General features: G+C 65.1%; 22 protein-coding genes. 4 read left to right on the top strand and 18 right to left on the bottom strand.

The window, feature by feature from the left end; genetic code table 11:
* Window positions 1–52 precede the first annotated feature (52 nt).
* From HOP58_RS06130 to HOP58_RS06100, 7 genes are all read right to left on the bottom strand, one after another.
* Entirely contained in the window at window positions 53–1,297 is a 1,245-nt protein-coding gene (locus tag HOP58_RS06130; RefSeq protein WP_234259820.1) for an ATPase, T2SS/T4P/T4SS family, read from the bottom strand.
* A 179-nt stretch (window positions 1,298–1,476) separates the two neighbouring features.
* Window positions 1,477–1,908, bottom strand: coding sequence for a hypothetical protein (locus HOP58_RS06125; protein ID WP_010629084.1), 432 nt, complete (start codon window positions 1,906–1,908; stop codon window positions 1,477–1,479).
* Between the two features lie 11 nt (window positions 1,909–1,919).
* Window positions 1,920–2,384 (bottom strand): 2-hydroxyacyl-CoA dehydratase, encoded by a 465-nt coding sequence (locus tag HOP58_RS06120; protein ID WP_234254805.1) that lies wholly within the window; start codon window positions 2,382–2,384, stop codon window positions 1,920–1,922.
* A 133-nt stretch (window positions 2,385–2,517) separates the two neighbouring features.
* On the bottom strand, window positions 2,518–2,982 hold the full coding sequence (locus HOP58_RS06115) for a DUF6586 family protein (protein ID WP_234254806.1): 465 nt from the start codon (window positions 2,980–2,982) through the stop codon (window positions 2,518–2,520).
* On the bottom strand, window positions 2,979–5,606 hold the full coding sequence (topA, locus tag HOP58_RS06110; protein ID WP_234259819.1) for a type I DNA topoisomerase: 2,628 nt from the start codon (window positions 5,604–5,606) through the stop codon (window positions 2,979–2,981). The genes HOP58_RS06115 and topA overlap by 4 nt, the downstream gene beginning before the upstream one ends.
* Before the next feature lie 269 nt (window positions 5,607–5,875).
* Complete coding sequence (locus HOP58_RS06105) at window positions 5,876–8,344, bottom strand: DUF3141 domain-containing protein (protein WP_234259818.1); 2,469 nt, start codon at window positions 8,342–8,344, stop codon at window positions 5,876–5,878.
* 136 nt (window positions 8,345–8,480) lie between these two features.
* Entirely contained in the window at window positions 8,481–9,422 is a 942-nt protein-coding gene (locus tag HOP58_RS06100; protein WP_234259817.1) for a hypothetical protein, read from the bottom strand.
* A gap of 92 nt (window positions 9,423–9,514) precedes the next feature.
* On the opposite strand from HOP58_RS06100, the gene HOP58_RS06095 reads away from it, so the two are divergent.
* Entirely contained in the window at window positions 9,515–10,504 is a 990-nt protein-coding gene (locus HOP58_RS06095) for a LysR family transcriptional regulator (RefSeq protein ID WP_234259816.1), read from the top strand.
* A gap of 175 nt (window positions 10,505–10,679) precedes the next feature.
* Complete coding sequence (gene lipA, locus HOP58_RS06090; protein WP_010629092.1) at window positions 10,680–11,735, top strand: lipoyl synthase; 1,056 nt, start codon at window positions 10,680–10,682, stop codon at window positions 11,733–11,735.
* Window positions 11,736–11,757: 22 nt separating this feature from the next.
* Here lipA and lipB read toward each other — a convergent pair whose 3' ends face one another.
* The 11 genes from lipB to HOP58_RS06035 all read right to left on the bottom strand — a co-directional run bounded on the left by lipB (window position 11,758) and on the right by HOP58_RS06035 (window position 22,325).
* Window positions 11,758–12,408 carry a lipoyl(octanoyl) transferase LipB gene (lipB, locus tag HOP58_RS06085; RefSeq protein WP_234259815.1) on the bottom strand — a complete coding sequence of 217 codons (651 nt, stop codon included), beginning with the start codon at window positions 12,406–12,408 and terminating at the stop codon, window positions 11,758–11,760.
* An 18-nt stretch (window positions 12,409–12,426) separates the two neighbouring features.
* Window positions 12,427–12,735, bottom strand: coding sequence for a DUF493 domain-containing protein (locus HOP58_RS06080; RefSeq protein WP_234259814.1), 309 nt, complete (start codon window positions 12,733–12,735; stop codon window positions 12,427–12,429).
* Window positions 12,736–12,933: 198 nt separating this feature from the next.
* Entirely contained in the window at window positions 12,934–14,139 is a 1,206-nt protein-coding gene (locus tag HOP58_RS06075) for a D-alanyl-D-alanine carboxypeptidase family protein (RefSeq protein WP_234259813.1), read from the bottom strand.
* A 51-nt stretch (window positions 14,140–14,190) separates the two neighbouring features.
* Window positions 14,191–15,207: a septal ring lytic transglycosylase RlpA family protein gene (locus HOP58_RS06070; protein WP_234259812.1), complete on the bottom strand. Its 1,017-nt coding sequence runs from the start codon at window positions 15,205–15,207 to the stop codon at window positions 14,191–14,193.
* Window positions 15,204–16,202: a lytic murein transglycosylase B gene (gene mltB, locus HOP58_RS06065; RefSeq protein WP_234259811.1), complete on the bottom strand. Its 999-nt coding sequence runs from the start codon at window positions 16,200–16,202 to the stop codon at window positions 15,204–15,206. Before mltB ends, HOP58_RS06070 begins: the two co-directional genes overlap by 4 nt.
* A gap of 128 nt (window positions 16,203–16,330) precedes the next feature.
* On the bottom strand, window positions 16,331–17,485 hold the full coding sequence (gene rodA, locus HOP58_RS06060; RefSeq protein ID WP_234259810.1) for a rod shape-determining protein RodA: 1,155 nt from the start codon (window positions 17,483–17,485) through the stop codon (window positions 16,331–16,333).
* Between the two features lie 3 nt (window positions 17,486–17,488).
* Window positions 17,489–19,399 (bottom strand): penicillin-binding protein 2, encoded by a 1,911-nt coding sequence (gene mrdA, locus HOP58_RS06055; protein ID WP_234259906.1) that lies wholly within the window; start codon window positions 19,397–19,399, stop codon window positions 17,489–17,491.
* A gap of 39 nt (window positions 19,400–19,438) precedes the next feature.
* Window positions 19,439–19,906, bottom strand: a complete 468-nt coding sequence (gene rlmH / locus HOP58_RS06050; protein ID WP_234259809.1) for a 23S rRNA (pseudouridine(1915)-N(3))-methyltransferase RlmH — start codon at window positions 19,904–19,906, stop codon at window positions 19,439–19,441.
* Window positions 19,903–20,262: a ribosome silencing factor gene (rsfS, locus tag HOP58_RS06045; RefSeq protein ID WP_234244633.1), complete on the bottom strand. Its 360-nt coding sequence runs from the start codon at window positions 20,260–20,262 to the stop codon at window positions 19,903–19,905. The genes rlmH and rsfS overlap by 4 nt, the downstream gene beginning before the upstream one ends.
* Before the next feature lie 66 nt (window positions 20,263–20,328).
* Entirely contained in the window at window positions 20,329–20,958 is a 630-nt protein-coding gene (gene nadD / locus HOP58_RS06040) for a nicotinate-nucleotide adenylyltransferase (protein WP_234259905.1), read from the bottom strand.
* 65 nt (window positions 20,959–21,023) lie between these two features.
* Window positions 21,024–22,325 (bottom strand): glutamate-5-semialdehyde dehydrogenase, encoded by a 1,302-nt coding sequence (locus HOP58_RS06035; RefSeq protein WP_103968199.1) that lies wholly within the window; start codon window positions 22,323–22,325, stop codon window positions 21,024–21,026.
* An 89-nt stretch (window positions 22,326–22,414) separates the two neighbouring features.
* Here HOP58_RS06035 and HOP58_RS06030 point away from each other — a divergent pair, with 89 nt between their 5' ends.
* Together HOP58_RS06030 and HOP58_RS06025 are read left to right on the top strand one after the other, a co-directional pair.
* Window positions 22,415–23,290, top strand: coding sequence for a hypothetical protein (locus HOP58_RS06030; protein ID WP_234250159.1), 876 nt, complete (start codon window positions 22,415–22,417; stop codon window positions 23,288–23,290).
* A complete protein-coding gene (locus HOP58_RS06025) occupies window positions 23,283–24,215 on the top strand; it encodes a GGDEF domain-containing protein (protein ID WP_234244635.1) in 933 nt (310 codons plus the stop codon). The genes HOP58_RS06030 and HOP58_RS06025 overlap by 8 nt, the downstream gene beginning before the upstream one ends.
* Window positions 24,216–24,239 lie beyond the last annotated feature (24 nt).

Raw genomic sequence — 24,239 nt, 5'->3', positions numbered from 1 at the left:
ATTTTTAACGCCGTATGGGCGAGCGCAGACAGTTTTCGTACAGAGCCTAGCCTCAGGCCGACAGGAAGGCCCCCATACGAAACACTTCCCGTAGGCTGGTGATGCCCGACTCGGCCTTGGCCAGACCGTCGGCCAGCATCAGTGTCACGCCGCGCTCCAGCAAGTGCCGGCGCAGCTCGGCCTCATCGGCATGGCGCAGGATTCGGGCATGATCCTCAGGGGTGAGCTGCCAGATCTCGAACACCCCGATGCGACCGCGATAGCCGAGGCCGTCGCAGCTTGAGCAGCCCGATGCGCTCCAGGTCAGCTCCGGCACTGCCAGGCCTATCGCCGCCAACCACTCCCGCTCGCGACGCTCAGGTGACACCTGCTTCCGACAGTGCGGGCATAGCCGCCGCACCAAGCGCTGGGCGATGACCAGGCCAAGATTGGCGCTGATCTCACTGTCGCCGAGCCCCATCTGACGCATGGAGGTCACCACGCCCACCGCATCGCGACTGTGCAGGGTCCCCATCAGCGAGCGTCCGCTGCTGGTCACGTTCAGCGCCGCAAAGGCAGACTCGCGATCGCGAATCTCACCGATAAGAACGTAATCGGGGTCGAGACGCAGCAAGGAACGGGTACCGCTGGCAAAATCGAGGCCATGATCCGGATCGACCTGAATCTGATTGATGCCCTCGATACCGTACTCGACGGGATTTTCCAGCGTGACCACATGGCTGTCGGAGAGGCGCAACTGGCCGAGCAGCGTATAGAGCGTGGTGGTCTTGCCGGCACCGGTCGGCCCGGCCACCAGCAGCATGCTGCCCGTGGCATCCATCCAGCGCCTGATGCCCAGCGCGCCTTCCTCACCGATGCCCAGCCCGGCCGTATCTTCATATGCCTGTGGCGGTGACAGAAAGCGTACGGCCAGCTTCTCCCCCGCGACACAGTGCACGGCGGTAACGCGAAGCGAGCGCTCCTCCGCCGGGCTCTCTGCGTGGAACCAGTGGAAACTGCCCTCCGCAGTGGCCAGCGAGGGTACCGGGTTGAGCTTGGCAAGCACCTTGAACTGGTTGACCAGACGCGCACCCTGCGTCAGATCCACATGTAGTGCCTCGACGATGCGTCCATCGATGCGCAGACGAATGCGGTATCCCCGCCGCTCGGGGTCCAGATGGATATCGCTGGCTCTGGCCTGCTGGGCATCATCGAGCAGCGCATGCGCCTCCAGCGTATTGCCGCTCGGCAACGGCTCTGCCTCGAGCAGCGCCAGCAAGGCAGGCAGCAGCTGATGCCGGAAGCTCTCCTCGGACACGGCGTTTCCTCCCTGATTGGTCCATGCGCCATATCGCGCCGAAGCACGACCGCTGCAGGAAGTCTAGCTCAGGTAAGGTTCGCCACACGGAAAAGGCCTCATCACGCAGTGAGCCCCGGCAGTTCGACTGCCGGGGCTCACTTGGCTACTGCGAGGTCACCTGCCCCGGCGACAGCGCTCTAGGCGTGGGATTCAACGGTGAAGATGCTCTGCAGCTTGTGCTTCTTGCCGTAGATGTGCACCGTGGTCTCGTCGAAGGGAAAGCGGTCGCGATACTGACTGCCATTGTTGAACCTGGGCTTGTGCGCGTTGATCATCGCCGCCGTCAACCGCTCGCGATTGGGATGCCCCACCAGTCCCACGGCATACCAGAGCTCCTCACCCGGCTGCAGGAAGGCCGCCCACTTGTCGTGATCAGGATGATGCTCCAGACCATAGCGGGCACTGCGGTGCTCGCCCACATAGAGCAGCTCTTGCACATCCATCTCATTGGTTTCCGGGTCGCGGGCGGCGCGGAAGACACAGAAGAAGCCCGACTCATCCGGCGTGTCGTGCAACTGCTCGCGCGTCCAGTAGCCCAGCACCTTGGGGGAGAGTAGCTGTTCCGACATGGGTGACCTCCTCAGTAATCTTCCAGTCGTTGCATGTCGCGGGCGATGCGCCGCACCTCGGCTTCATGCCCCGAGGCCAAGGCCTCGAAGAAGCCTTTCTCGCCGCTGCCGCCGGCCAGCTCGGCACGGTGGGCGTAGAGATCCTGAAGCGTCCGGTGCGCAGTCAGCGCCGTGGCCAACACGTCCTGCACACTCTTACCATCGACGCCATCCGGCAAACGTTCAAGTACCGGTGCATGAGGAAAATCGTTGGGATCGTCGAACCAGGCTTCCAGCACGCTGCGGTGATCGCTGCCGTCATCGAGATAACCCAGCAGATCGCCTTGCAGCTTACGCTCGCGTTGGGCCAGGTATTCGAGCGCCATCTTGACCCGCTCATCGTCCCCTGAGGCTGCCAGGCGAGCATACTGATCGGCCAGACGGGCATGATAGTCCGCGGCCCAATCGACCAGCTCCTTGACTTGATGAAAGCGCATGGGCATTTCCTCCCGAACCTCCGCCAGCCACGCCGACCGGCTCTCTTGCTTTCATCCTAGCCAAAGCCGGGTGAACACGCTTGACGTACATCAACGGAAGACGATATGAGCACCAGCCGCCGGGCGATGGCGGCTACCACTCCTGGCTGGTCTCGCGCAGCGACTGGATTTCACGCTTGGCTTCCTCGAGGCAGGCCCGCAGCTCGTCGCCCAAGGCTGCACTGCCGCCCACCGCGATCATGCCCGCAGCGCTCGGCCTGCCCCGCCGGGCAACACCAGCGCTGTCGTGCAGCGCCTCAATGCGCTGCAGCAGCCAGCTCAGCCAGCTGTCGGGGCGGGCCGCCAACTCACGCAGCCGGTGCAACTCGGCAATGCCGAGCCCATCGCCCCCGAGCAGCTCGCGCCAGTCGTGTCGCGGCAGGCGGGCGTGCTCGGTGACCTCGCGCAGCAGCGACTCCAGCGCCAGCTCGGCCAAAGCCAACGCGGCCTCTTCGCTCGCCATGCGCCGGGCCTCGGCATGCTCGTCGTTGCCGGAATCGATGTCGAGCAGCAGCTCGGCCTGATACAGCAGCTGATTGGTACGGCCACGAGGGGTCACTTGCGCTTGTCCTCCACCTGCCATTTGCCATTGTCGAAGAGCGCCCGCCAGCCGGTTGCCTTGCCGTCATCCTCGGTCATGACGAACTGCTCCTTGCTCTTGCGCGAGTAGCGGATCTGCGCCGGGCGACCGTCCGGATCCTCGGCAGGCGCATCGAGCAGGTAGTGGTATTTCTCGGGCAGTTCCTTGGCATGTGCCTTGAGTTCACGCACCAAGGGTGGGCGCGTCTCGCGATTGCGCGGGAACTTGCTCGCCGCCAGGAACAGACCGCTGGCGCCGTCGCGCAGCACGTAGTGATCGTCGACCTTCTCGCAGGCCAGCTCCGGCATCGGAATGGGGTCCATCTTGGGCGGCGCCACCTCGCCGCTGCGCAGCAGCTTGCGGGTGTTCTTGCACGCCTCGTTGGTGCAACCGAAGTACTTGCCGAAGCGGCCGGACTTGAGCTGCATCTCGCTGCCGCACTTGTCGCACTCGATGGTGGGGCCCTCATAGCCCTTGATGCGGAACTTGCCGTGCTCGACCTCATGGCCGTCGCAGTCGGGGCTGTTGCCGCAGATATGCAGCTTGCGTTTCTCGTCGATCAGATAGCTGTCCATCGCCGTGCCACACTTGGGGCAGCGATGCTTGGCGCGCAGCGCCTGGGTCTCGGCCTCTTCGCCGGCGTCCGCCGGCACTGCCTCGTCGCCGGGCAGCAGATCGATGGTGGTCTTGCAGCGCTCCTTGGGCGGCAGATTGTAGCCGGAGCAGCCCAGGAACACCCCGGTGGAGGCCGTGCGGATCTGCATCTTGCGCCCGCAAGTGGGACAATCGATATCGGTGGGCACCGGCTGATTGGGCCGCATACCCGCCTCGCTCTCGGCGGCCTCCAGCTCCTCGCGGAACTCGGCATAGAAGGCATCGAGCAGTTCGCGCCAGTTGCGCTCGCCCTCGGCCACCTCGTCGAGGCTGTCCTCCATGCGCGCGGTGAAGGAGTAATCCATCAGGTCGGGGAAGGACTCCTTGAGGCGCTCGGTGACGATGTCGCCCAGCTTCTCTGCGTAGAAGCGCCGGCTCTCCAGCTTGACGTAGCCGCGATCCTGAATGGTGGAGATGATCGAGGCGTAGGTCGAAGGACGGCCGATACCGCGTTTCTCGAGTTCCTTGACCAGGCTAGCCTCGGTGTAGCGGGCCGGCGGCTTGGTGAAGTGCTGCTGCGGGTCGAGTGCCTCGAGCCGCATGGGGGTACCCTCGGCCAGGTCCGGCAGGGCCTGGTCCTCGTTCTTGCCCATGGGCTTCATCACCCGGGTATAGCCGTCGAACTTGAGCACCCGACCCTTGGCCTTGAGCTCGTAGCCTTCAGTCTCGACCGTCAGCGTACTGGAGAGGTACTCGGCCGGGGTCATCTGACAGGCCACGAACTGACGCCAGATCAGCTCATAGAGCCGCTCGGCATCGCGTTCCATACCGGCCAGGTCGCCAGCCTTGCGATTGACGTCGGAGGGACGAATCGCCTCATGGGCCTCCTGTGCCCCCTCCTTGCTCGAGTAACGGTTGGGCGACTCTGGCAAGTAGCGCTTGCCATACTCTTGCTCGATGTGTTCGCGGACCATGGCCACCGCATCCTGCGAGAGATTGGTGGAGTCGGTCCGCATGTAGGTAATATAGCCCGCCTCGTAGAGGCGCTGGGCCAGGGTCATGGTCTTCTTCACCGAGAAACCGAGGCGGCCGCTGGCGGCCTGCTGCAGGGTCGAGGTGATGAAGGGAGCGCCCGGCTTGGAACGCGTCGGCTTATCTTCGCGAGCGGTAATGGCCAGCGAGGCCTTGCGCAACGCCTCGATACGCGTAAGCGTCTCGGCCTCTGTGGTGGGCCGGAACGCCTTACCGTCCTGGCGCACCAGCTCGAAGCGTACCGGTTCACCTTCGCTGGAGACGAGGTCGGCGTGGACGTCCCAGAACTCCTCGGGCACGAAGGCACGGATCTCTCGTTCGCGCTCGACGATCAAGCGCACCGCCACCGACTGCACGCGACCGGCGGAAAGGCCACGGGCAATCTTGGCCCACAGCAACGGCGACAGCATGAAACCCACCACGCGGTCGAGGAATCGACGCGCCTGCTGCGCTTCGACACGGGGCAGGTTGAGCGTGCCGGGCTCCTTGAAAGCCTCCTTGATGGCGTTCTTGGTGATCTCGTTGAACACCACGCGACGGTAGCGCTCGTCGTCCCCGCCGATGGTCTCCTTGAGGTGCCAGGCGATCGCCTCTCCCTCTCGATCGAGATCGGTAGCGAGATAGACGGCGTCGGCCTTCTCGGCCAGCTTCTGCAGCTCGGCCACCACCTTTTCCTTGCCGGGCAGAATCTCGTAGTGGGCCTTCCAGCCGTGCTCCGGATCGAGCCCCATGCGCCGGATGAGCTGTTCCTTGGCCTTGTGCTTCTTGTACTCGGCTTTCTCCTCGGGCGACATCTTGCGCGTCGCCGCCGCCTGGCGCGCCCGCTCCTTGGGGTCGGTGGCCGTCTTGCCCGAGCCGCTGGTCGGCAGGTCGCGAATATGACCCACGCTCGACTTCACGATGAACTCGCTGCCGAGATATTTATTGATCGTCTTGGCCTTGGCCGGCGACTCGACGATGACCAATGACTTGCCCATAGTGCTCCACATTCTACTAGGCGGGACTCTTCCCCGCCTGACGGTTTCGGCCCGCCTGTCCTCGGCGGACGCTCCGTGCGGGGTGAAAAATCCGCCTACCCTACCCCAGCAACCCGTTTCGCGCCAGTTGCTTCCACATGGCGGCAGTAAAGCAGCAATCTCGACATAGCATCAAGAGAACATCAAGAGAAGGTAAAACAGCAGCGCCTCTGCCGCTAACGGCAGAGGCGCCAGGAGACCACGCAAAGTAGCCACTCGGCCGTTGCGCGTCAGCTCTTGCGAGGCTTGCGCGGCGCCCTCTTGGTTACCGGCTTCTCGCCGCCGGCATCGCCACTTTCCTTGGACACGGTGGCCTTGGGCGCGGTGGCCTTGCTGCCACGGCTGGCGCGCTTGGCCGGTGCCGCTTTCGCCGGGCTCGGGTCGACCTTGGTCTCGGCATCCTGCAGCATCTTCTCCACTTCATCCCTGGCGGCGACCTCGGCTTTGGCTTCCGCCGCTACTTCGTCGTGCAGGGCGACGAGGGCCTGGCGACTTGCTGCCGGCTCGACCCGTTCCAGCGCCTCGCCGAAGAGCTCCCGAATATGCTCATAGCGCTTGCGCACCTGCTCGGAAAGCTCGCCGCTGGCGGCCAGTACATGCTCGATATGCTCGAGGGAGTCGCGAATCGCCTCGGGCCGTTCTCCTGCCAGCAGCTCTAGAATGGCTGCCAGCGCCGCCTCACGGTCGAGCTTGAGGATGAAGAACTGCTCACGCACCAGATGCTTGAAGTCCGACAGGCTACTGCCCGGCTCCAGCTCGGCCCGCGACGCCCGCAGGCGCTTGAAGTTGCGCTCGTCGGTGGTGGGCGCCCCGCCCAGTACATAAATCACCGAACGCATCACCGCCTCGTGGATACCGCCTTCGGCGACGCGCTGGCGCAGCTCGTCCTGACGCCGCTCAATGAAGCGCCGATGCTCCGGCTCGCTGCCGGGCTGACGGCGATGTACGTGGGCATCGCCGCCCAAGCCGACCATGGCCTGCAGCAGCGGCTGGCCGTACACCGTAAGGAAGGCATGTTCGATGCTCTGATCGCGGATCTCACGCCAGGTATCCAGAGCCCGGGAGATCTGACCGGAGCAGGCCTTCTCCAGTGAACGCAGCAGGTTGCTGTCGTCGACCGGATGCCGGTCGCGACGCACCCAGTCGGCCAGCACCGGCAGCGGCACCGACAGCGGATTGCGGTCCGACAGCAGCTTGTAACCTAGGCGGATCGGGTGCATACGCCGCATGAGACGTGCCGCTTCGGGCGTGATGGTCGCCCGGATCCAGGGCTGCACGAACAGCCGGTAGAGCCCCAGATTGATTTCCGAGACGCGCGCCACGGTAGCGAAGCGAGTGTCGTCATCGGCGCGGTGCTGCAGCACGTCCCGGTTGAGACCCTCGATGGAGCGCGCCTTGAACTCGAGCAGGTAGTCGCGCTCGATCAGCTCGGCATCGTCACGCTCCTTGGCGCTGGTGACCTTGGTCTCGTAGAGCCCCGGTGGCAGTACGTCGATATAGTCGATGTTGGCCGTGAACTCGGCGTGCTCCTTGCGCGACACGCTGCCCGACACGAAGATGCCCAGGTGCCCGGTGCTGTCGTGCACGCAGTAGACGATGGTCTGCCCGCTGGCAATGATGTCGTCTACTCCGCCATAAAGGTCACGCACCCAGCCCAGCGCTTGGGGCGGCGGCGTGATGTCGTCGCCCTGGGAGCAGAACACCACTACTGGAGAGCGCACGTTGCGCAGATCGATGCGGCGGCCGTCCGAGGTCACCAGTTGGGCGGTGGAGAGGCGGTTGCCGACGAACAGGTTGTCGACGATGTACTGGATCTCCTCGCCGCCCAGCACCACGTGACCGCCCCACCAGCGCTCGAAATTGAGATAGCGCCCGGCCTCGGTGTCGACGTTGGCGTACAGCCGGTACTGCTTGTCCCACCAGGTATTGGCCGGATTGAGGCGTTCGAAGTTCTGCACCAGCAGAGCGCCGTCGAACAGGCCATCTCCCAGGTCGCTGGCCAGGGTGGACATCCAACTGCCTCCGGTCATGCCGCCGGTGTAGCGCATCGGCGCCTTGCCCCGCTCACCGGCCCAATAGGAGAGCGGCGCGCCGGCAATGAGAATGGGGCCGAAGACGTCAGGCTCGAGCGACGCCGCCATCATGATCTGCCAGCCCGCCTGGCAGTTCCCCACCACCATCGGCTTCTCGCAGGAGTCGGGATGGTGCTCGATCACGCAACGCAGAAAGGCGATCTCCGCCTCGACCACGTCTTCCACGGTCTGGCCGGGCTCCGGATAAGGCAGAAAGCCGATGAAATAGCAGGGATGACCGGCGCGCAGGGCGACACCGATCTCGCTGTCGGGCTTGAAGCCGCCGATGCCGGGCCCGTGTCCGGCACGTGGGTCCACCACCACGAAGGGGCGGGACTGGGGATCGACCTCGATCCCGGCCGGCGGCAGGATCCGCATCAGTTCGTAATTCACCGGTCGCGGCAGGGTGCGACCGTCCATCACCACCTCGGCATCGAAGCCGAGCACGTTGGGTTTGGTCTTCTCGATGTGTTCGAGATACTGGTTGCCACGCTCGCGCATCACGTCCATGTAAAGCACACTGCGCTCGACGGCATCACGCCAATAGTCGAAAACGGCACGGCCAAAACCGAATGGGTCGAGCAAGCTGAGCGCCTCTGCGGGCGGTGTCGGCATCAGTGAGTTCATGTTCGGCTCCAGTTTTCCCGGCGCACGTCAGGGGCGTCAGGAGGAGAAAATTTGCTGCACTGCAACAAGCATAGTACTCCCTGCGCCGGATGGACGCAGCCGTTTTGTCGATTTTTTGTGACCGCTCGCGGTAGCCTCAGTCCACTTCGCCATTGCCGGGCGCGACGTCGCCATGCCATTCAGTCAGTGCCCGCCGCTCACGACGCCTGGCCTCGGCCGCATCGCGCCCCCACACCAGCAGACGAACCCGGGCCTCGTTCCCGACCGCTGCCGGTCGATCGAGCCTGACCCCCGGCCCACCGCAAAGTAGCCCTTTGCCCAGCGGAAGCAGGCGCAGGCTGGCATGACCCGGCCGCCCCGGACCGTGCCCCATGTGGCCGACCCTGGGGCGCCGCAGCCTCTCCCCTTGCACCAGACGAATCTGCTCGACAGCCAGATCGAGCCCGCTCAATACCTCGGCCAGGCCCTCGAAACCCGTCAGGCCGGGGCGCATGTCGACAAAGCCCAGGCGGTTGTTGGCCAGGGTGAAGCTCAACGTCGCCAGGCCGACCAGACCCAGGGCGCGGGCACCCTGCACGGCTAGCTGCCCAAGATAGGCGCGCTGCTCCGGCGTCAGCCGTTCGCTCGGCGCCACGGCGAAATCGTCGGCCATCCGCTCGTGCTCGACCAGGGCCAGCGCTTGGCCACGATTGTCGGCCAGCACCGGCAGATGGACGCACGGTGAAGAGGGCACCGGCTCGGCCAGCGGCAGGCCCGCTTCCCGCATCAGATGCCGGGTGGCATCGCCGTTGCACATGGCGTCGAGCAAGGTCGTGCCCGAGCCGACGAACGCCAACCCGGCGCCGGCACAGGCCCGTGCCAGGCTGCGCTGCTGCTCTGCCGTCGCCTCACCCGGGTGCAGTGCATCGCAGTCCAGCTCACGCGCGCGTGCGATCAGCGCATCGTCGGCCAGACAGCCGCCGGCATGCCAGGCCAGCCCGAGTTCGCTACAGGCCTGGCCTGCACGCAGGGCGCCAAGCCCGCTACCGGCCACCAGCAGACGCTGCCAGCGCAATGGATCGAATCGAAGGCTTTGCATGGATTCCCACTCTGTGACGCTATGACAAGGCAGTGATAGCATGACAAGGGTTCTTCACCGGGCCTGCCTGTGCCCTTCCAGCGGATCGATCGATGACAACCCCAAGGCTGCTGAACCGCCTGACCTTTCGCCAGTTGCAGGTCTTCCAGGCCGTGCATCGGCAGCAATCCTACTCACGCGCCGCCGAACAGTTGGGCCTGACCCAGCCGGCGGTCAGCGCACAGATCCGTCAGCTCGAGCAGGCCCTCGGCCAACCCCTGTTCAAGTACGCTGGCAAGACCCTGCACGTGCTGCCGGCGGCCGATGCCCTGGCAGCCTCGACCCAGGCCATCTTCGGCCAGGTCTCGCGACTGCAGATGACGCTATCGGACCTGGACGGCACGATTTCCGGGGAGCTCAATCTGGCGGCCGTCTCAACGGCACAGTACGTGGTACCTCATCTGATCGCCCGCTTTCGCGCTCACTACCCCAACGTTCAGGTACGCCTGCGGGTCTGCAACCGCAGCCAGGCCCTGGAAAGGCTGGCCGCACGCAACGACGACCTGGTGATCATGGCGATGGTGCCCGAAGAGGACGACAACCTGGTCTTCATGCCGTTCCTGGAGAACGAACTGATACCCATCGTCTGGCCCGGCCATCCACTGCTCGAGGCGCCCTCGCCCACCCTGGAAGATCTGGCCCGCCACTATCTATTGATGCGTGAGTCAGGCTCCGGCGTACGCACCGCTTTCGAGCAGCTCGCCGCCGAGCAGGACGTGGCCCTGCAGCATACCATGGAGCTGGGCACCAACGAGGCGATCAAACAGGGGGTGATGGCTCACCTGGGTGTCACCGTGCTGCCGCGGCTGGCAGTTCGTCTCGAGATCGGCGCCGGACTGCTGGCGGAGCTGCCACTACCGGGTTTTCCCCTGCGCCGCTCCTGGTGCACGGTCTACCCCCGAGACCGCTTCCCCACACCGGTCACCGAACTGTTCCTGCGTTTCGTGCGCGAGCGTCTGGGCGAAATCGAAGCGCACTTCCGGGCGCCACCCCGGCCAATCCCCGACCATGGCGTCGTCTGCCTGCCGCTTACATCAGGTTGAGCGTCACGCCTGCGTCGCCCTGCTCCGCTGTGCCAGTCAGGCGCGATATGGTAGATTACGGGCCTGCGACCAACGTATCAATTGCTGTGCCTTTGGCCAGGTCCGCCCGCGATGATGGCGCACCGATGAACTCTGGCATGGCCGTGGCAGCCGCCTAGTGGAGAGGCTCACACCTATGAGCGACAACACCTCGAAACGCGTGCCTAGCGGCGCGAAGTTCCGCACCGAGCACGGCTTCGCCGCCATCAAGGACGGTATCAAGCTGCAGCGCAGCCAGACCGATGAACAACCGGAACCGGGGCGCAAGCCGAAGTGGCTACGCGCCCAGATGCCCGGCGGCGGGCGTTTCGAGGCAGTGAAGCGCAACGTCAAGGAACACCGCCTGAGCACCGTATGCGCCGAGTCTCACTGCCCCAACATGGGCGAGTGCTGGAGCAACGGTACGGCCACCATCATGCTGATGGGCTCGGTGTGTACCCGCGCCTGCCGCTTCTGTGCCGTAGATACTGGCAATCCCCGCGGCTGGCTGGACAGCGAGGAGCCGGCCAATACCGCCAAGTCGGTGGAGCTGATGGGCCTGCGCTACGTGGTGCTCACTTCGGTGGACCGTGACGACCTGGCCGATGGCGGCGCCTCTCACTATGCTGCCTGCATTCGGGCGATCAAGGCCAACACGCCCGCAGTGGTAGTCGAGGCGCTCACCCCCGACTTCGATGGTGACCAAACTGCCATCGAGCAGGTGGTCGACTCCGGACTGGAAGTGTTCGCCCAGAACGTCGAGACGGTGGAACGACTCACCCACTACGTGCGCGACCCGCGTGCCGGCTACCGCAAGACCCTCGACGTGCTGGCCCACGCCAAGCGCTACCGTCCCGACGTGCTGACCAAGACTAGCCTGATGCTGGGGCTCGGCGAAACCGACGAAGAAATTCTCCAAACCTTCGACGATCTGCGCGCCATCGACGTCGACATCGTCACCCTGGGGCAGTACCTGCGCCCGACGCGCAACCACCTGCCGGTGGAGCGCTGGGTCACCCCGGACGAGTTCGAGCGCTATCGCCGCCTGGGTCTTGAAAAGGGCTTCATGGAAGTGGCCTCCGGTCCACTGGTACGCTCCAGCTACCGGGCCGACCGGGTGTTCGAGAAGAACAATCTGGGCCTGGCCGCCCCCGCCGAGGTACCGGGCCAGGAGCCCGACCCTAATCGCATTCAGGCGATCAACGTCGGCTGACGCCGCTCCCCGCCGGCGGCCCTCACACGGCCGCCTGCGCCTCCTGGAGCTGCAGCTCGCGCCCCAGCTCACTCGCCAGGCTCCGTGCCAGACTAAGACCCACCTGCTCCGCCGAAGGCGGTTCGGCCACCAGATCGGCCAGGCGCGTCATCGCCATGCCGGCGTAGCCGCAGGGATTGATACGGGCGAAGGGGCTCAGGTCGGCATCGACATTGAGCGCAACGCCGTGATAACTGGCACCGCGCCGGATACGCAAGCCCAACGAAGCGATCTTGGCCCCGCCGACGTAGACACCGGGAGCATCGGGGCGTGCCCGCGCCTCGACGCCCTGCTCCGCCAGCACAGCGATGACGGCATTCTCCAGCGCCGAGACGAGATCCCGTACGCCAAGCCGCGAGCGCCGCACGTCGAGGAGTGGATAGAGCACCACCTGCCCCGGCCCGTGATAGGTCACCTGGCCGCCGCGATCCGTCTGTACCACTGGAATGTCGCCCGGCATCAGCAGGTGCTCGGGCTTGCCGGCCTGGCCCTGGGTGAAGACCGGGTCGTGCTCCACCAGCCAAAGCTGGTCCGCGGTCATTTCATCGCGGGTGTCGGTGAGGTCGCGCATGGCCTGCCATACCGGGTGGTAGGGTCGTCGGCCCAGGCGATGAAGCTCGATAGGGGCGGCCATAGCGGCGCTTGGCGCCATCTATACCACCATGTGCACGCGGCCGGTGGCCTTGAGATCGGCGAACAGTGCCTTGAGCTGCTTCTCACCGGTCGCCCGCAGGGTCAGCCTCACCGAAAGGTAGCGGGCGGTACGGCTCTCGACGACCTCGATGCTTTCGGCATCGAAGCTGGCATCGTGGCGCAGCACCACCTGGCACACAGTGGCGGTGAAGTCCTCGGCGGCATCGCCCACCACCTTGATGGGATAGTCGCAGGGAAAGGTGATCGTCGGCGGCGCTTGGTCTGCCGCCGGGGCTTGGCGTAAATCGCGCAGTTTGTCGTCTGACATGGCTCTCTCGGGGTCGTGGCCCTTCCTATCTATTCCGAGTATTTTACTCGGCTTTCACTCGGCACCCAAGCCATCGGCACCCAAGCCATCGGCACCCAAGCCATCGGCACCCAAGCCGCTGGTGCCCAAGGTATACCAAGGAGTCCCATGCAGGCGGCGCACAGCGGCGCCGCCTGTCTCGAATGGCCTGGGAACGACCTAGAACCAGCCGCTAAGCAGATTGCTGAAGAAGCGCCTCACCTGATCGAATAGGCGCTTAAACAGTCCGCCCTCCTCGATCGTCTCGAGGGCCACCAGGGGGTGTTCGCCCACGACTTCATCACCGAGACGAACCTCCAGGGTGCCGACCCGGTCGCCCAGGCTGATGGGCGCATTGAGGTCCTGGCGAATGTCCAGCCGTGCATGCAGCTCTTCGTTGCGCGCCCGCGGCAGAGTCATGGCCACGTCGCGGTCGACGCCGACGCGCAGCTCGTTCTTCTCGCCGCCCCAGATCCGGGGTGAGTTGAGCACCGCCCCCTGATCGTAGAGCTTGAGGGTTTCGTAGTAGCGGAAACCGTAGCTGAGCAACTTCTGGGTCTCCTGGGCACGAGACTCCTCCGAGCTGGTGCCCATCACCACCGAAATCAGGCGCATGCCGTCGCGCTTGGCCGATGCCACCAGGCCGTAACCCGCCTCGGTGGTCCAACCGGTCTTGAGGCCGTCGACAGTGGGGTCGCGCCACAGCAACCGGTTGCGGTTGGGCTGGCGAATGTCGTTGTAGGTGAAGTATTTCTCGGCGTAGACCGCGTAATGTTCCGGGTAGTCGTTAATGATGTACTGCGAGAGCAGAGCCATGTCGCGGGCCGATGAGTACTGCTCCGGATGCGGCAGCCCGGTGGCATTGGCAAAGCTGGTGTTGTGCAACCCAAGGCGCGTGGCGTGCTGATTCATCAGATCGGCGAAAGGGGCTTCACCGCCGGCCAGGTGCTCGGCCACGGCCACGCTGGCATCGTTACCCGACGAGATGATGATGCCGTAGAGCAGATCGCGGATGGAAACCTCGGTGTTGACCTCGATGAACATCTTGGAGCCGCCCGTACGCCAGGCGTTCTCGCTGACGCGCACGGTGTCGTCCAGGTTGATGTTGCCACGGTCGAGCTCCCGCTCCACCAGATAGGCGGTCATCAGCTTGGTCAGGCTGGCCGGGGGAAGACGCTCATCGGCGTTGTGCTCGACCAGCACCCTGCCGCTGTCCGCATCCATCAGAATCCAGGACTTGGCAGCGATCTGCGGTGGAGCCGGGATCATGGTCTGTGGGGTCGGGGTCGGAGTTGCCTGGGCCAGAGCCTTGGAGACGCACAGCAACAGGCCGAACAGTATCAGTGGCAGCAGCCGACGGTAGATAGGGGTGGACAGCACTCGCATGGGCATGAATCTCATCACTACGTCGAGAAAGGTCAAGGGGAACGGCGCGACTCAGTCGGCGCCGTTGACAATAAAGGCTTGTTCGAAGCCGGCACGCCTCAGCTCAGCGCGCACAGGCTCGACCTGCCCGGCGTGGGCCAGGGGGCCGACCTGGACACGATACATACCGGTGGCATCCGCCACCCGCACGGGATGAGACAGCTCGCTTTCGAGGCGAGCCTTGAGCGCCCGGGCGTTGTCGGCGGATCCCAGCGCGGCGATCTGAAGATAGATCGGCATGCCATTGCTGCCAGCCTGGTTGGACCCACTCGATGCAGCAGCGCCGGCGCTCGCCGCCGGGGCACTGGCCTGCTGAGGTGCCGAGCTGGCTTGCTGAGATGCCGGGTTGCTGCGTGGAGTCGCCTGAGCCGCCGTTTGGACAGCGCCAGAGGAGGTTCGGTTCGCGCCGTTACCACCATTGCCGCCATTTTCGGCCAGCCACACCTCCGCATCGATCGCTTCGACCTTGACCCGACCGGTGCCGCGCTCGAGGATGTCGAGCCGCGCCGCTGCCGCGTAGGAGAGATCGATCTCGCGATCGTTGTGGAAGGGACCGCGGTCGTTGACCCGGACGATGACCGAGCGACCGTTCTCGAGGCTGGTCACACGCGCATAAGTAGGCAGCGGCAGGGAACGGTGGGCCGCGGTCATCTCGTACATGTCGTAGATTTCGCCATTGGACGTGGCGTAGCCATGGAATTTCTCACCGTACCAGGAAGCCGTACCCTGGCGGGCGTAGCCACGCGCGTCGGGCAGCACGTTGTAGGTCTTGCCCCACACTTCGTAGACGGGACGATTGCCGCCGCGTGAGAGCGGCTCCACGCGCGGCACGGCATCAGGAATCTGGCTGACGTCCGGCGGATTCTCCGGATAGGCATCGCTGTTCATGGCATAGCGACCGCCACCACTGGAAGATGCCGGAGCGGGCTTTCCATCGGCACTGTCACGCTGAGGCGCGGTCGTCGGCCCGCTGCTCGCACAGCCCGCCAACAGGGCGGTAACGGCAAGCACAATCGGCAGCGCTTTCATGGCGATTCCCCTCGTTCGACGGATCCATTCTGCGGCAGAGGGCCGAGCTCGCGCATGGCGGCAATCTCCTCGGCTAGCTCGGTCACGGCCATGGCGTAAAGATGGCTGTGGTTGTAGCGGGTAATGACGTAGAAATTCTCATGACCGAGCCGATAGCGCCAGCTCGACTCATCCACTTCCAGCGCCAGCGGGATCACCCGCTGCTCACCATCGAGCTCGCCCTTGGCAGCGACGCCCGCCTGCTCCAGCTCACTCACTTCGACGTAGGGACGCTGAGTGCGGTTGAAATCGATACCGGAAGGCGGCTCATCGGACGGCCCCTGAGCTTCAACGTAGATCAGCTCGCCGGGGAGCCAGCCATGCTCGGCGAAGTAGTTGCCCACGCTGCCGATGGCATCGACGGGATTGGTCCACAGGTTGCGCTGGCCGTCGCCGTCGAAATCGACCGCGTAGGCGCGGTAGCTGGTCGGAATGAACTGCGGATAGCCCATGGCGCCGGCGTAGGAACCCTTGAGACTGCCGGGGTCCACCTCCTGCTCGTGGGTGATCTCGAGAAAGGCAGCCAGCTCGCCACGGAAGAAATTACCGCGCACCGGATGATGGAAGGCCAGCGTCGAGAGCGAGTCGATGACGCGGTGACGTCCGGTGAAGCGGCCATAGCTGGTTTCGACGCCGATGATGGCCGCGATCACCTCCGGCGGCACACCGTATTCGGCATAGGCGCGCTCGAAGGCATCCTCGTGGGCTTCGATGAAGTCAACGCCACGCGCGATGCGCTCCGGCTGCAGGAAAATCTCGCGATACTCATCCCAGCGCAACCGCCGCTCGGCTGCCCCCTCCATGGCATCGAGTACGCCCTGCTGGAAGACGGCCTGTTGCAGCGCCGTCTCGAGCCAATCGCGTTCGATGCCGCGCTCGGCCAACTCCTCCACCAGTTGCCTTGCCCCCTCGTGCTGGGCAGGGGTGAAATCCGCCGCCTGAAGAGACGGTACCATCAATCCCAGAACCGTTGCCGTTACAGCGGCAATTCGAGGTCCTTTCCACCCTTTCCACTTGCACTCAGGCGTCATGCTTCTGCCACTCCCTGACCGGGGCATTGTCGCTCGAACCCGCGCCACCACCGTTAACGCGGCAACAGACGACGGTGTCCGTGAATCGACATGAGAATACCGAATCCCGCCAGCAAGGTCACGCTGGAGGTGCCGCCGTAGCTCACCAGCGGCAGCGGAACGCCGACCACCGGAAGAATGCCGCTGACCATGCCGACGTTGACGAATACGTAAATGAAGAAGGTCAGGATGATACTGCCTCCCAACAGCCGACCGAAGGTATCGTGCGACGCCATGGCCAGCCACAGCCCACGCAGGACGATCAGCAGATAGAGAAACAGGATCAGCAGCATGCCGACCAGGCCGAACTCCTCGCCGAGCACCGCCACGATGAAGTCGGTGTGACGCTCGGGCAGGAATTCGAGCTGCGACTGGGTGCCCTGGAGCCAGCCCTTGCCCCACAGGCCACCGCTGCCGATGGCGGTGGTCGACTGAATGATGTTCCAACCGGCACCCAGCGGGTCGCTTTCCGGGTTGAGGAAGGTCAGCACCCGCTGACGCTGGTAGTTGTGAAGATTCATCCACAGCAGGGGCAGCGCCGCCGCCGCGGCAACGGAAAGAAAGAGGATGAAGCGCCAGGAGAGCCCGGCCAGCAGCACCACGAACACACCGGCACAGGCCACCAGCAGCGAGGTTCCCAGGTCCGGCTGCTTGGCGATCAGTACCACGGGCAGGCCCAGCAGCACGGCACACACCAGCAGATCCTTCCAGCGCGGTGGCAGTTCACGCCGGCTCAGCCAGGCCGCCAGCATCAGCGGCATCACCAGTTTCATCAGTTCCGAGGGCTGGAAGCGTATCACGCCGGGAATCACCAGCCAGCGCCGTGCTCCCATACCGACGTCCCCCACCAGCTCGACGGCAACCAGCATCAGCAGTCCGACAGCATAGAGCAGCAGCGCCCAGCGCATCAGGGTGGCCGGCGGCAGCTGAGCCAGCGCCAGCATGATCACGAACGCCACCACGAAACGCGATGCCTGGGCCATCACCACTTCGATGCGCTGGCCGCTGGCGCTGTAGAGCACGCCCAGCCCGACCGTCAGCAGAATCACCAGCAACAGCAGCAGCCAGGGATCGAGATGCGTGCGCTCCCAGATGCTCTTGCGCCGCGAAATGCCGCTTTCCGGCGCTCGCACCGGCCGGGCGCGCAGCCCATTCATCAAGCCGAACATCGCTCAGTTCCCCGCCACGGTGCTGTCATCGTTTTCCATCGCCTCGCGGATCTCCTCTGCATCGGGCGCCTCTTCCTCCTCCAGCAGCCAGGCATCGGTCATCGCCCGCGCCAGATGGGCGGCATGGGTACTGCCGCCACCGGCGTTCTCCACGATCACCGAAACGGCGATCTGTGGATCCTCCAAGGGGGCAAAGGCCATGAACAGGGCGTGATCGCGCAGCCGCTCGGCCAGCTCCTCGGCGTTGTAGCGCTGATCCTGGCCCAGCGAGAACACCTGCGCGGTGCCCGACTTGCCGGCCATGCGGTACTTCAGGCCCACGCCGGTTCGCCGCGCCGTACCTTCACTGCCGGTCAGCACTTTCTCCATGCCGGAGAAGACACGGTCCCACCAGACATCACTCTGCACCGCGATATCGTTGGGCGTATCGGGTAGCTCCACGGGCACCGGCTCGTCGCCGATCCGGCTCGCCAGGCGCGGCTTGACCCACTGACCGCGGTTGGCGAGCACCGCCGTGGCGGTTGCCAGCTGCAGCGGCGTGACCTGCCAGTAGCCCTGGCCGATGCCCACCGACAGCGTCTCGCCGGGAAACCAGGGCTGATTGAAGCGCGCCCGCTTCCAGTCGCGCGACGGCATCAGCGCCCCGCTCTCGCCGAACACATCGTGACCGACGCGCTGACCAAAACCGAAAGCGCTCATCTGCTCATGCAGGCGGTCGATGCCCATCTCATGGGCCAGCGAGTAGTAATAGGTGTTGTTGGAGACGGCGATGGAACGCTCCATGTCCACCCGTCCGTGCCCCCAGCGCAGCCAGTTGCGATAGCGCCGGCTGTCGTTGGGCAACTGGTAGAAGCCGGGGTCGTTGATGACACGATCGGGCGTGATCACCCCCTCCACCAGGCCCGCCAGGGCAAGGAAAGGCTTGATCGTGGAACCGGGTGGATACTGCCCGCGAATGGCCCGGTTGAACAGCGGCAGATCGATGTTCTCCTGCAACGCCCGATAGGAGGCGAAGTCGATACCGGTGACGAACTGGTTACTGTCGAAGCCGGGCGCCGACACCATGGCCAGTATCTCCCCGGTAGCGGGAACGATGGCCACAATGGAACCGCGTCGGCCATCGAGCAGCTCATAAGCGAGATTTTGCAGATCGCGGTCGAGGGTCAGCGTCAGGTTCTGGCCCGGCACGGGATCGGTACGACCGAGTTCACGCAACACACGGCCACGCGCATTGGTCTCCACCTGGCGCAGGCCGGCCTGTCCGTGCAGCACGTCTTCGTAAAAGCGCTCCACACCGGTCTTGCCGATGAAGTGAGTACCCGCATAGCGCCCAGGATCGAGCGTCTTGACCTCTTCGGCATTGATGCGACCGACATAGCCGATCGCATGGGCCATGATGTTCGCATCGGGATAGAAGCGCAGCAGTTGGGCTTCCACCTCGACCCCGGGCAAGCGGTGCCGGTTCACTGCCAGCCGGGCGATCTGGACCTCGTCGAGATCGCTCATCAGCAGCGCGGGCTGGAACGGTCGCTGCGGCTGCCGGGCGCGAATGCGAAATCCTTCCGCCTCTTCCGGCGTCAGCTCCAGCAGCTCCTCGAGCCGGTCCAGAGTGGCATCGAGGTTTTCGGCCCTCTCACGTATCAACGTCAGGTTGTAGGTCGGACGATTCTCGGCCAGCAGCCTGCCGTTGCGGTCGAAGATCAAGCCGCGGGTGGGCGGCAGCGGCTCCACCCGCACGCGGTTCTTCTCGGAACGCGTCGTGTAGACCTCGTGCTGGACCACTTGCAAATAGACGAGCCGTCCCGACAGCAACCCGGTCAGGATCAGGATCGTCAATACGGCGAGCAGGGCGCGTACGCGAAAGATGCGCAGCTCCTGCTCGGGATTCTTGAGGGTGTCACGGCGGTCGCGCATGCCGACAATAGATCTCACTCAGTTTCGGTAAGGCGCCGTTCAGCGGTGGTAGGGATGCCCCACCAGCAGGGTCCAGGCGCGATAGAGCTGTTCGGCCAGAATCACCCTGACCAGTGGATGCGGCAGCGTCAGCGCCGACAGCGACCAGCGGCGATCGGCGGCCGCGGAGAGCTCAGGGGCCAGGCCATCCGGCCCACCCACCAGCAGCACCACCTCACGCCCTTCGAGCCGCCAGCTCTCGGCCTCCTGGGCCAGACGCTCTGTGCTCCAGGCACGCCCGCCGACTTCGAGCGCCACGACGAATTCATCGCCCTGCAGCCGCTCGCGTATGCGCTTGGCTTCCAACGCCACGGCCCTGGCCGTATCGGCATTCTTGCCACGCTGACCGGGAGCGATCTCTTCGATCTCCAGAGCGAAGTCGCGCGGCAAACGCTTGCGGTACTCCTCCACCCCTTCGTTGACCCAGCCAGGCATGCGGGTGCCGACCGCCAGCAGGCGGATTCTCATGCGCCGCCCTGCTCCCGGTGCTCACCATCGCTCGGCAGGTCGGCCCATAGCCGCTCCAGGTCATAGAGCTGGCGCGTCTCGGGCAGCATGACATGCACGACGAGATCGCCAAGGTCGACCAGCACCCAGTCGGAGCCGGCCTGCCCCTCCACCCCCAGGGGCTGAATGCCACTTGCCTTGGCCCGCTCGACCACATGGCCGGCCAGCGCCGTCACATGACGGGTGGAGGTACCGCTGGCTACTACCATCAGGTCGGTGACACTGGTGAGGCGGGAGACATCGAGCAGGGCGACGTCCTTGGCCTTGAGATCCTCCAGTGCATCTACTACCAGTGTCTTGAGCGATTCGTTATGCATAGCCCCTCATCAACGGGAAGTCTTGGACGCCGCCATTGTAGCGTCTTGGGCAGCTGCTGGCAGCGTTCAAGAGTGACGATACAGCGAGGCGGCCTCGATTCTTCTCTCCACCGCCTCCGGCAGCAGGTACCGCACGCTGCGCCCCTCCGCCAGACGCTGGCGTATCGCCGTTGCCGAAAGCGCCATGCGCGTGGGCAATGCCAGGCGCAGCAAACCACCCGCCGCACGCCGCATGAGAAGTTCGGGTCTATCGACCTCACGTCCGGCGATCAGTTCGGCCAGCGTGGGAGAAAGCGGTGCTTCATGGTCGGGGCGATCGATGACCACCAGGTGAGCTAGCTCGAACAGCCGCTGTGGCTCGTGCCAGTCGGCCAGGCGCAGAAAGGCATCATGGCCCAAAGCCATGATCAGGCGCGCCTCGCGACCGTACTCGTCGCGCAGGCTGGCCAGGGTATCGACGGTGTACGACGGGCCATCGCGCTCGAGCTCACGCCCATCGGCCACCAGCCCCGGGGTATCGCCTATCCCCAGTTTCAGCAGGCCCAAGCGCTCCTGCGGCGACACCTGCGGCCTGTCGCGCAACGGAGGCAGGCACGCCGGCACCATGTGCACCCGGTCGAGCGCCAGTGCCTCGTGCAGTTCCACGGCGCTGCGCAGGTGGCCCAGATGAACGGGATCGAAAGTGCCGCCGAACATGGCCACGCGCGGCGGCTCGAGAGACTTCACGGCCTGCTGCGAAGGCAAGGCGCCGCTCTGCGCCGTCACTGCCGTACCTGACCGTCGCCCAGCACCACGTACTTGCGCGTGGTCAGACCCTCGAGCCCGACCGGGCCGCGCGCATGGAGCTTGTCGGTGGAGATGCCGATCTCCGCGCCCAGGCCATACTCGAAGCCATCTGCAAAGCGGGTCGAGGCATTGACCATCACCGAGCTCGAATCGACCTCGGCCATGAAGCGGCGCGCCAGCCCGTAGTCTTCCGTCACGATGGCGTCGGTGTGGTGCGATCCATAGCGCTCGATGTGCTCGATGGCAGCCTCCATGCCATCGACCACCCGCACCGCCAGCACCGGGGCCAGATATTCGGCGTACCAGTCTTCTTCGCTTGCGGCAGCGATGTCATCGAGAATGGCCCGACTGCGCTCACAGCCACGCAGCTCGACCCCGTGCGCGGCATAGGCTTGCGCCAGGCGCGGCAGCAGCGCCTCGGCAACCGGCGCATCGACGAGCAGAGTCTCCATGGTGTTGCAGGTGCCGTAGCGATGCGTCTTGGCATTGACGGCGATCGCCAGCGCCTTTTCGGGATCCGCCGTGGCATCGATATAGACGTGGCATACGCCGTCCAGGTGCTTGATCACCGGCACCCGCGCCTCGCGCGAAATACGTTCGATGAGCGACTTGCCGCCCCGGGGAATGATCACGTCCACGTATTCGGGCATGGCGATCAGCTGCCCCACCGCTGCACGGTCGGTGGTGGCTACCACCTGCACCGCCGTCTCCGGCAGTCCGGCATCGCGCAGCCCGTCACGAATGCAGGCGGCGATGGCGGCGTTGGAGTCGCGCGCCTCGGAGCCGCCGCGCAGGATGCTGGCGTTGCCCGATTTCAGGCATAGGCTGGCGGCTTCCATGGTCACGTTGGGCCGCGACTCGTAGATGATGCCGATCACCCCGAGCGGCACCCGCATCTGGCCCACCTGAATACCGCTGGGCCGGTAGCGCAGCCCCTCGATCTCGCCTACGGGGTCGGGCAGTGCCGCCACTTGTTCGAGGCCTTCGATCATGGCATCGATACGCGCATCGTTGAGCGCCAGACGATCCAGCAGGGCCGCCTCGAGGCCGCTCGCGCGGCCGCGGGCCAGATCGGCAGCGTTGGCCTCGAGTATCTCACTGCGGCGACGCTGCAGATGCTCGGCCATGGCCAGCAGGGCCCGGTTCTTGTCGCCGGTCACGGCGCGACGCATCTGAGTGGCGGCAACGCGTGCCGCCTGGCCGAGGCCAGCCATGTAGGCAACGACATCGTCGATCTGGTTGACGCTGGTTTCGGTTTGAGAGGCGTGAGCGGTCATGCGGAACGAAGTTCTCCTGGCAGAGCGCCACACGGCGCTGCGAACGTTATACTGGCGCGATACCAAGTTGAACCCCATAGTAAGGCACCATGCAGAGCAAGTACAAAGTCGGGCTGATGCGCCTGAACCTGTGGGCCGCGGCGCTGCTACTGATCCTGCTGGCTTACCTCGCCGAACCGCTCTCCAGCGCTCTGCTGCTGGTATTGGCCAGCGTCTGGCTGATGGTGACGGCCAGCCTGCTCGAACTCAGCTACCGGCGCCCCCCCACCGTCCCCTGGCAGCTACTGCCCAGCCTGCTGCTGGCCGGCCTGCTGCTCGTGGAACCGGAGCGCCATGCCCTGTGGCTATGGGTGTGGCCTGCTTTGCTGATGCTACCCCAGCCCGGCTGGGTCCTGGCGCTGAGCTGCGGCCTGGCCGGGCTCACCTGGTGGCGCCTGGCAGACCTGCTGGGCATCGAGCAGACGCTGTTCTCCGGCCTGGTGCTGCTGCCGCTGATGCTGCTTGGACTGGCCCGCAACCGCTACTTGCTACCGTCACGCGCCGGTGCACGTCAGCGCATGCGTCTGGTGCCGGGCCTGCCGCTCTGGAGCAGTCAGCAGCTCTCCGCCGACCTGCGCCGTGAGCGCGCCCGCTGCCGCCGGGAAGGCGTGCACGGAGAGCTGATGCTGCTGCGCATGCCACGCGGCAAGTTCTGGCCCATGGCCCAGGAACTGTGTCGCCTGACCCACGATTTCGAGAACTGCTATCGACTCGACCATCGCACCTTGGCGACGCTGCTGCTCAGTCGCAATGACGGCCAGGCCAAGGCCCGCCGTCAGGCGTTGCTCAAGGGGCTGCGTCCCAATGCCGAGGTACGCTTCGTAGCGCTGGACCAGGTTTCGACCCTCGACGACCTGACGCGACACTTCGCGCATCACCAGCCCCAGCCCCAGCCCCAGCCCCCTACGGAGCGTCCGAATGGATGACGATAGCCGCAACGTCGCGGGACGACTCATCGTGGCGTATGCCTTCTCCACGCTCTTGCTGGGGTGTTATGCCGCCTGGCGCTATCTGATGGGCGACTATAGCCGCATCCTGCTGCCGGCAGCCCTGGCGCTGGTCATGCTGGTCGCCTGCCTGCTGCACGTGGCCCGCCCCAACCAGGCACGTCTGCCGGCCTATCTGGCGCTGCTCGTCGGCTATTCGATGCTGGCCCTGGAGCTGCCCTGGCTGGAAGAGGCGGGCATCATGTGGATCGGCCTTGCGCCGCTGCTCACGGTCCTGCTGCTGCCGCTGGCTTCCGCCATGCTGCTGAACCTGTTCCTGGCCCCCGTCTGGCTGTTCTTGAGCGATACCGCGCTGGATCTGCATTTCGCTCTCGGCTATGTGGCCATGACCCTGGTCGTCGCCCTGGTACCTTGGGAGCAACGCCGCCAGCAAGCCCTGCTGGAAGCCACCAACCCTCGCGACCGCCATTGCAATGCCCTGGCATGCGAGGCCATGCATGAACTGCTCGGCAGTGAGTATCAGCGCACACAGTTCCTCGGACAGCCCCTGGCCGTCCTGGTACTGCACTTGCCCCAGTTGGAAATGGCCGGCGAACAGTTCGGCAGCCGGGCACGTCAGGCCCTGCTCGACGCGCTGTGCCTAGCCGTACATCGCTGCTCGCGGCGCCACGACTTCCTGGGCCGGCAAGGCACCGCCACCTTCTGGCTGGTGCTGCCCGATACCAGCCAGAGCGGCGCACAGATGGTACAGCAGCGCATCGAACAGGCGCTCGAGTCGACGGTGCTGGTGGATACCGGTACCTTGCGAGCACCCATCGCACACTGCCAGCGGCTGCCCGGCGAGAGCTGGCCGCGTTTCGAACAGCGCCTGCTGGAGCTGACACGCAAGCTCAGCGAGACTTGAATTGAAGGCGCTCTGCGCCATGAC

It is taken from the genome of Halomonas sp. MCCC 1A11062, assembly GCF_021404355.1.
Lineage (GTDB): Bacteria > Pseudomonadota > Gammaproteobacteria > Pseudomonadales > Halomonadaceae > Halomonas > Halomonas aerodenitrificans.
Note: the sequence above shows the minus strand (reverse complement) of the source record. Positions and strands in the feature narration are given on the sequence as shown.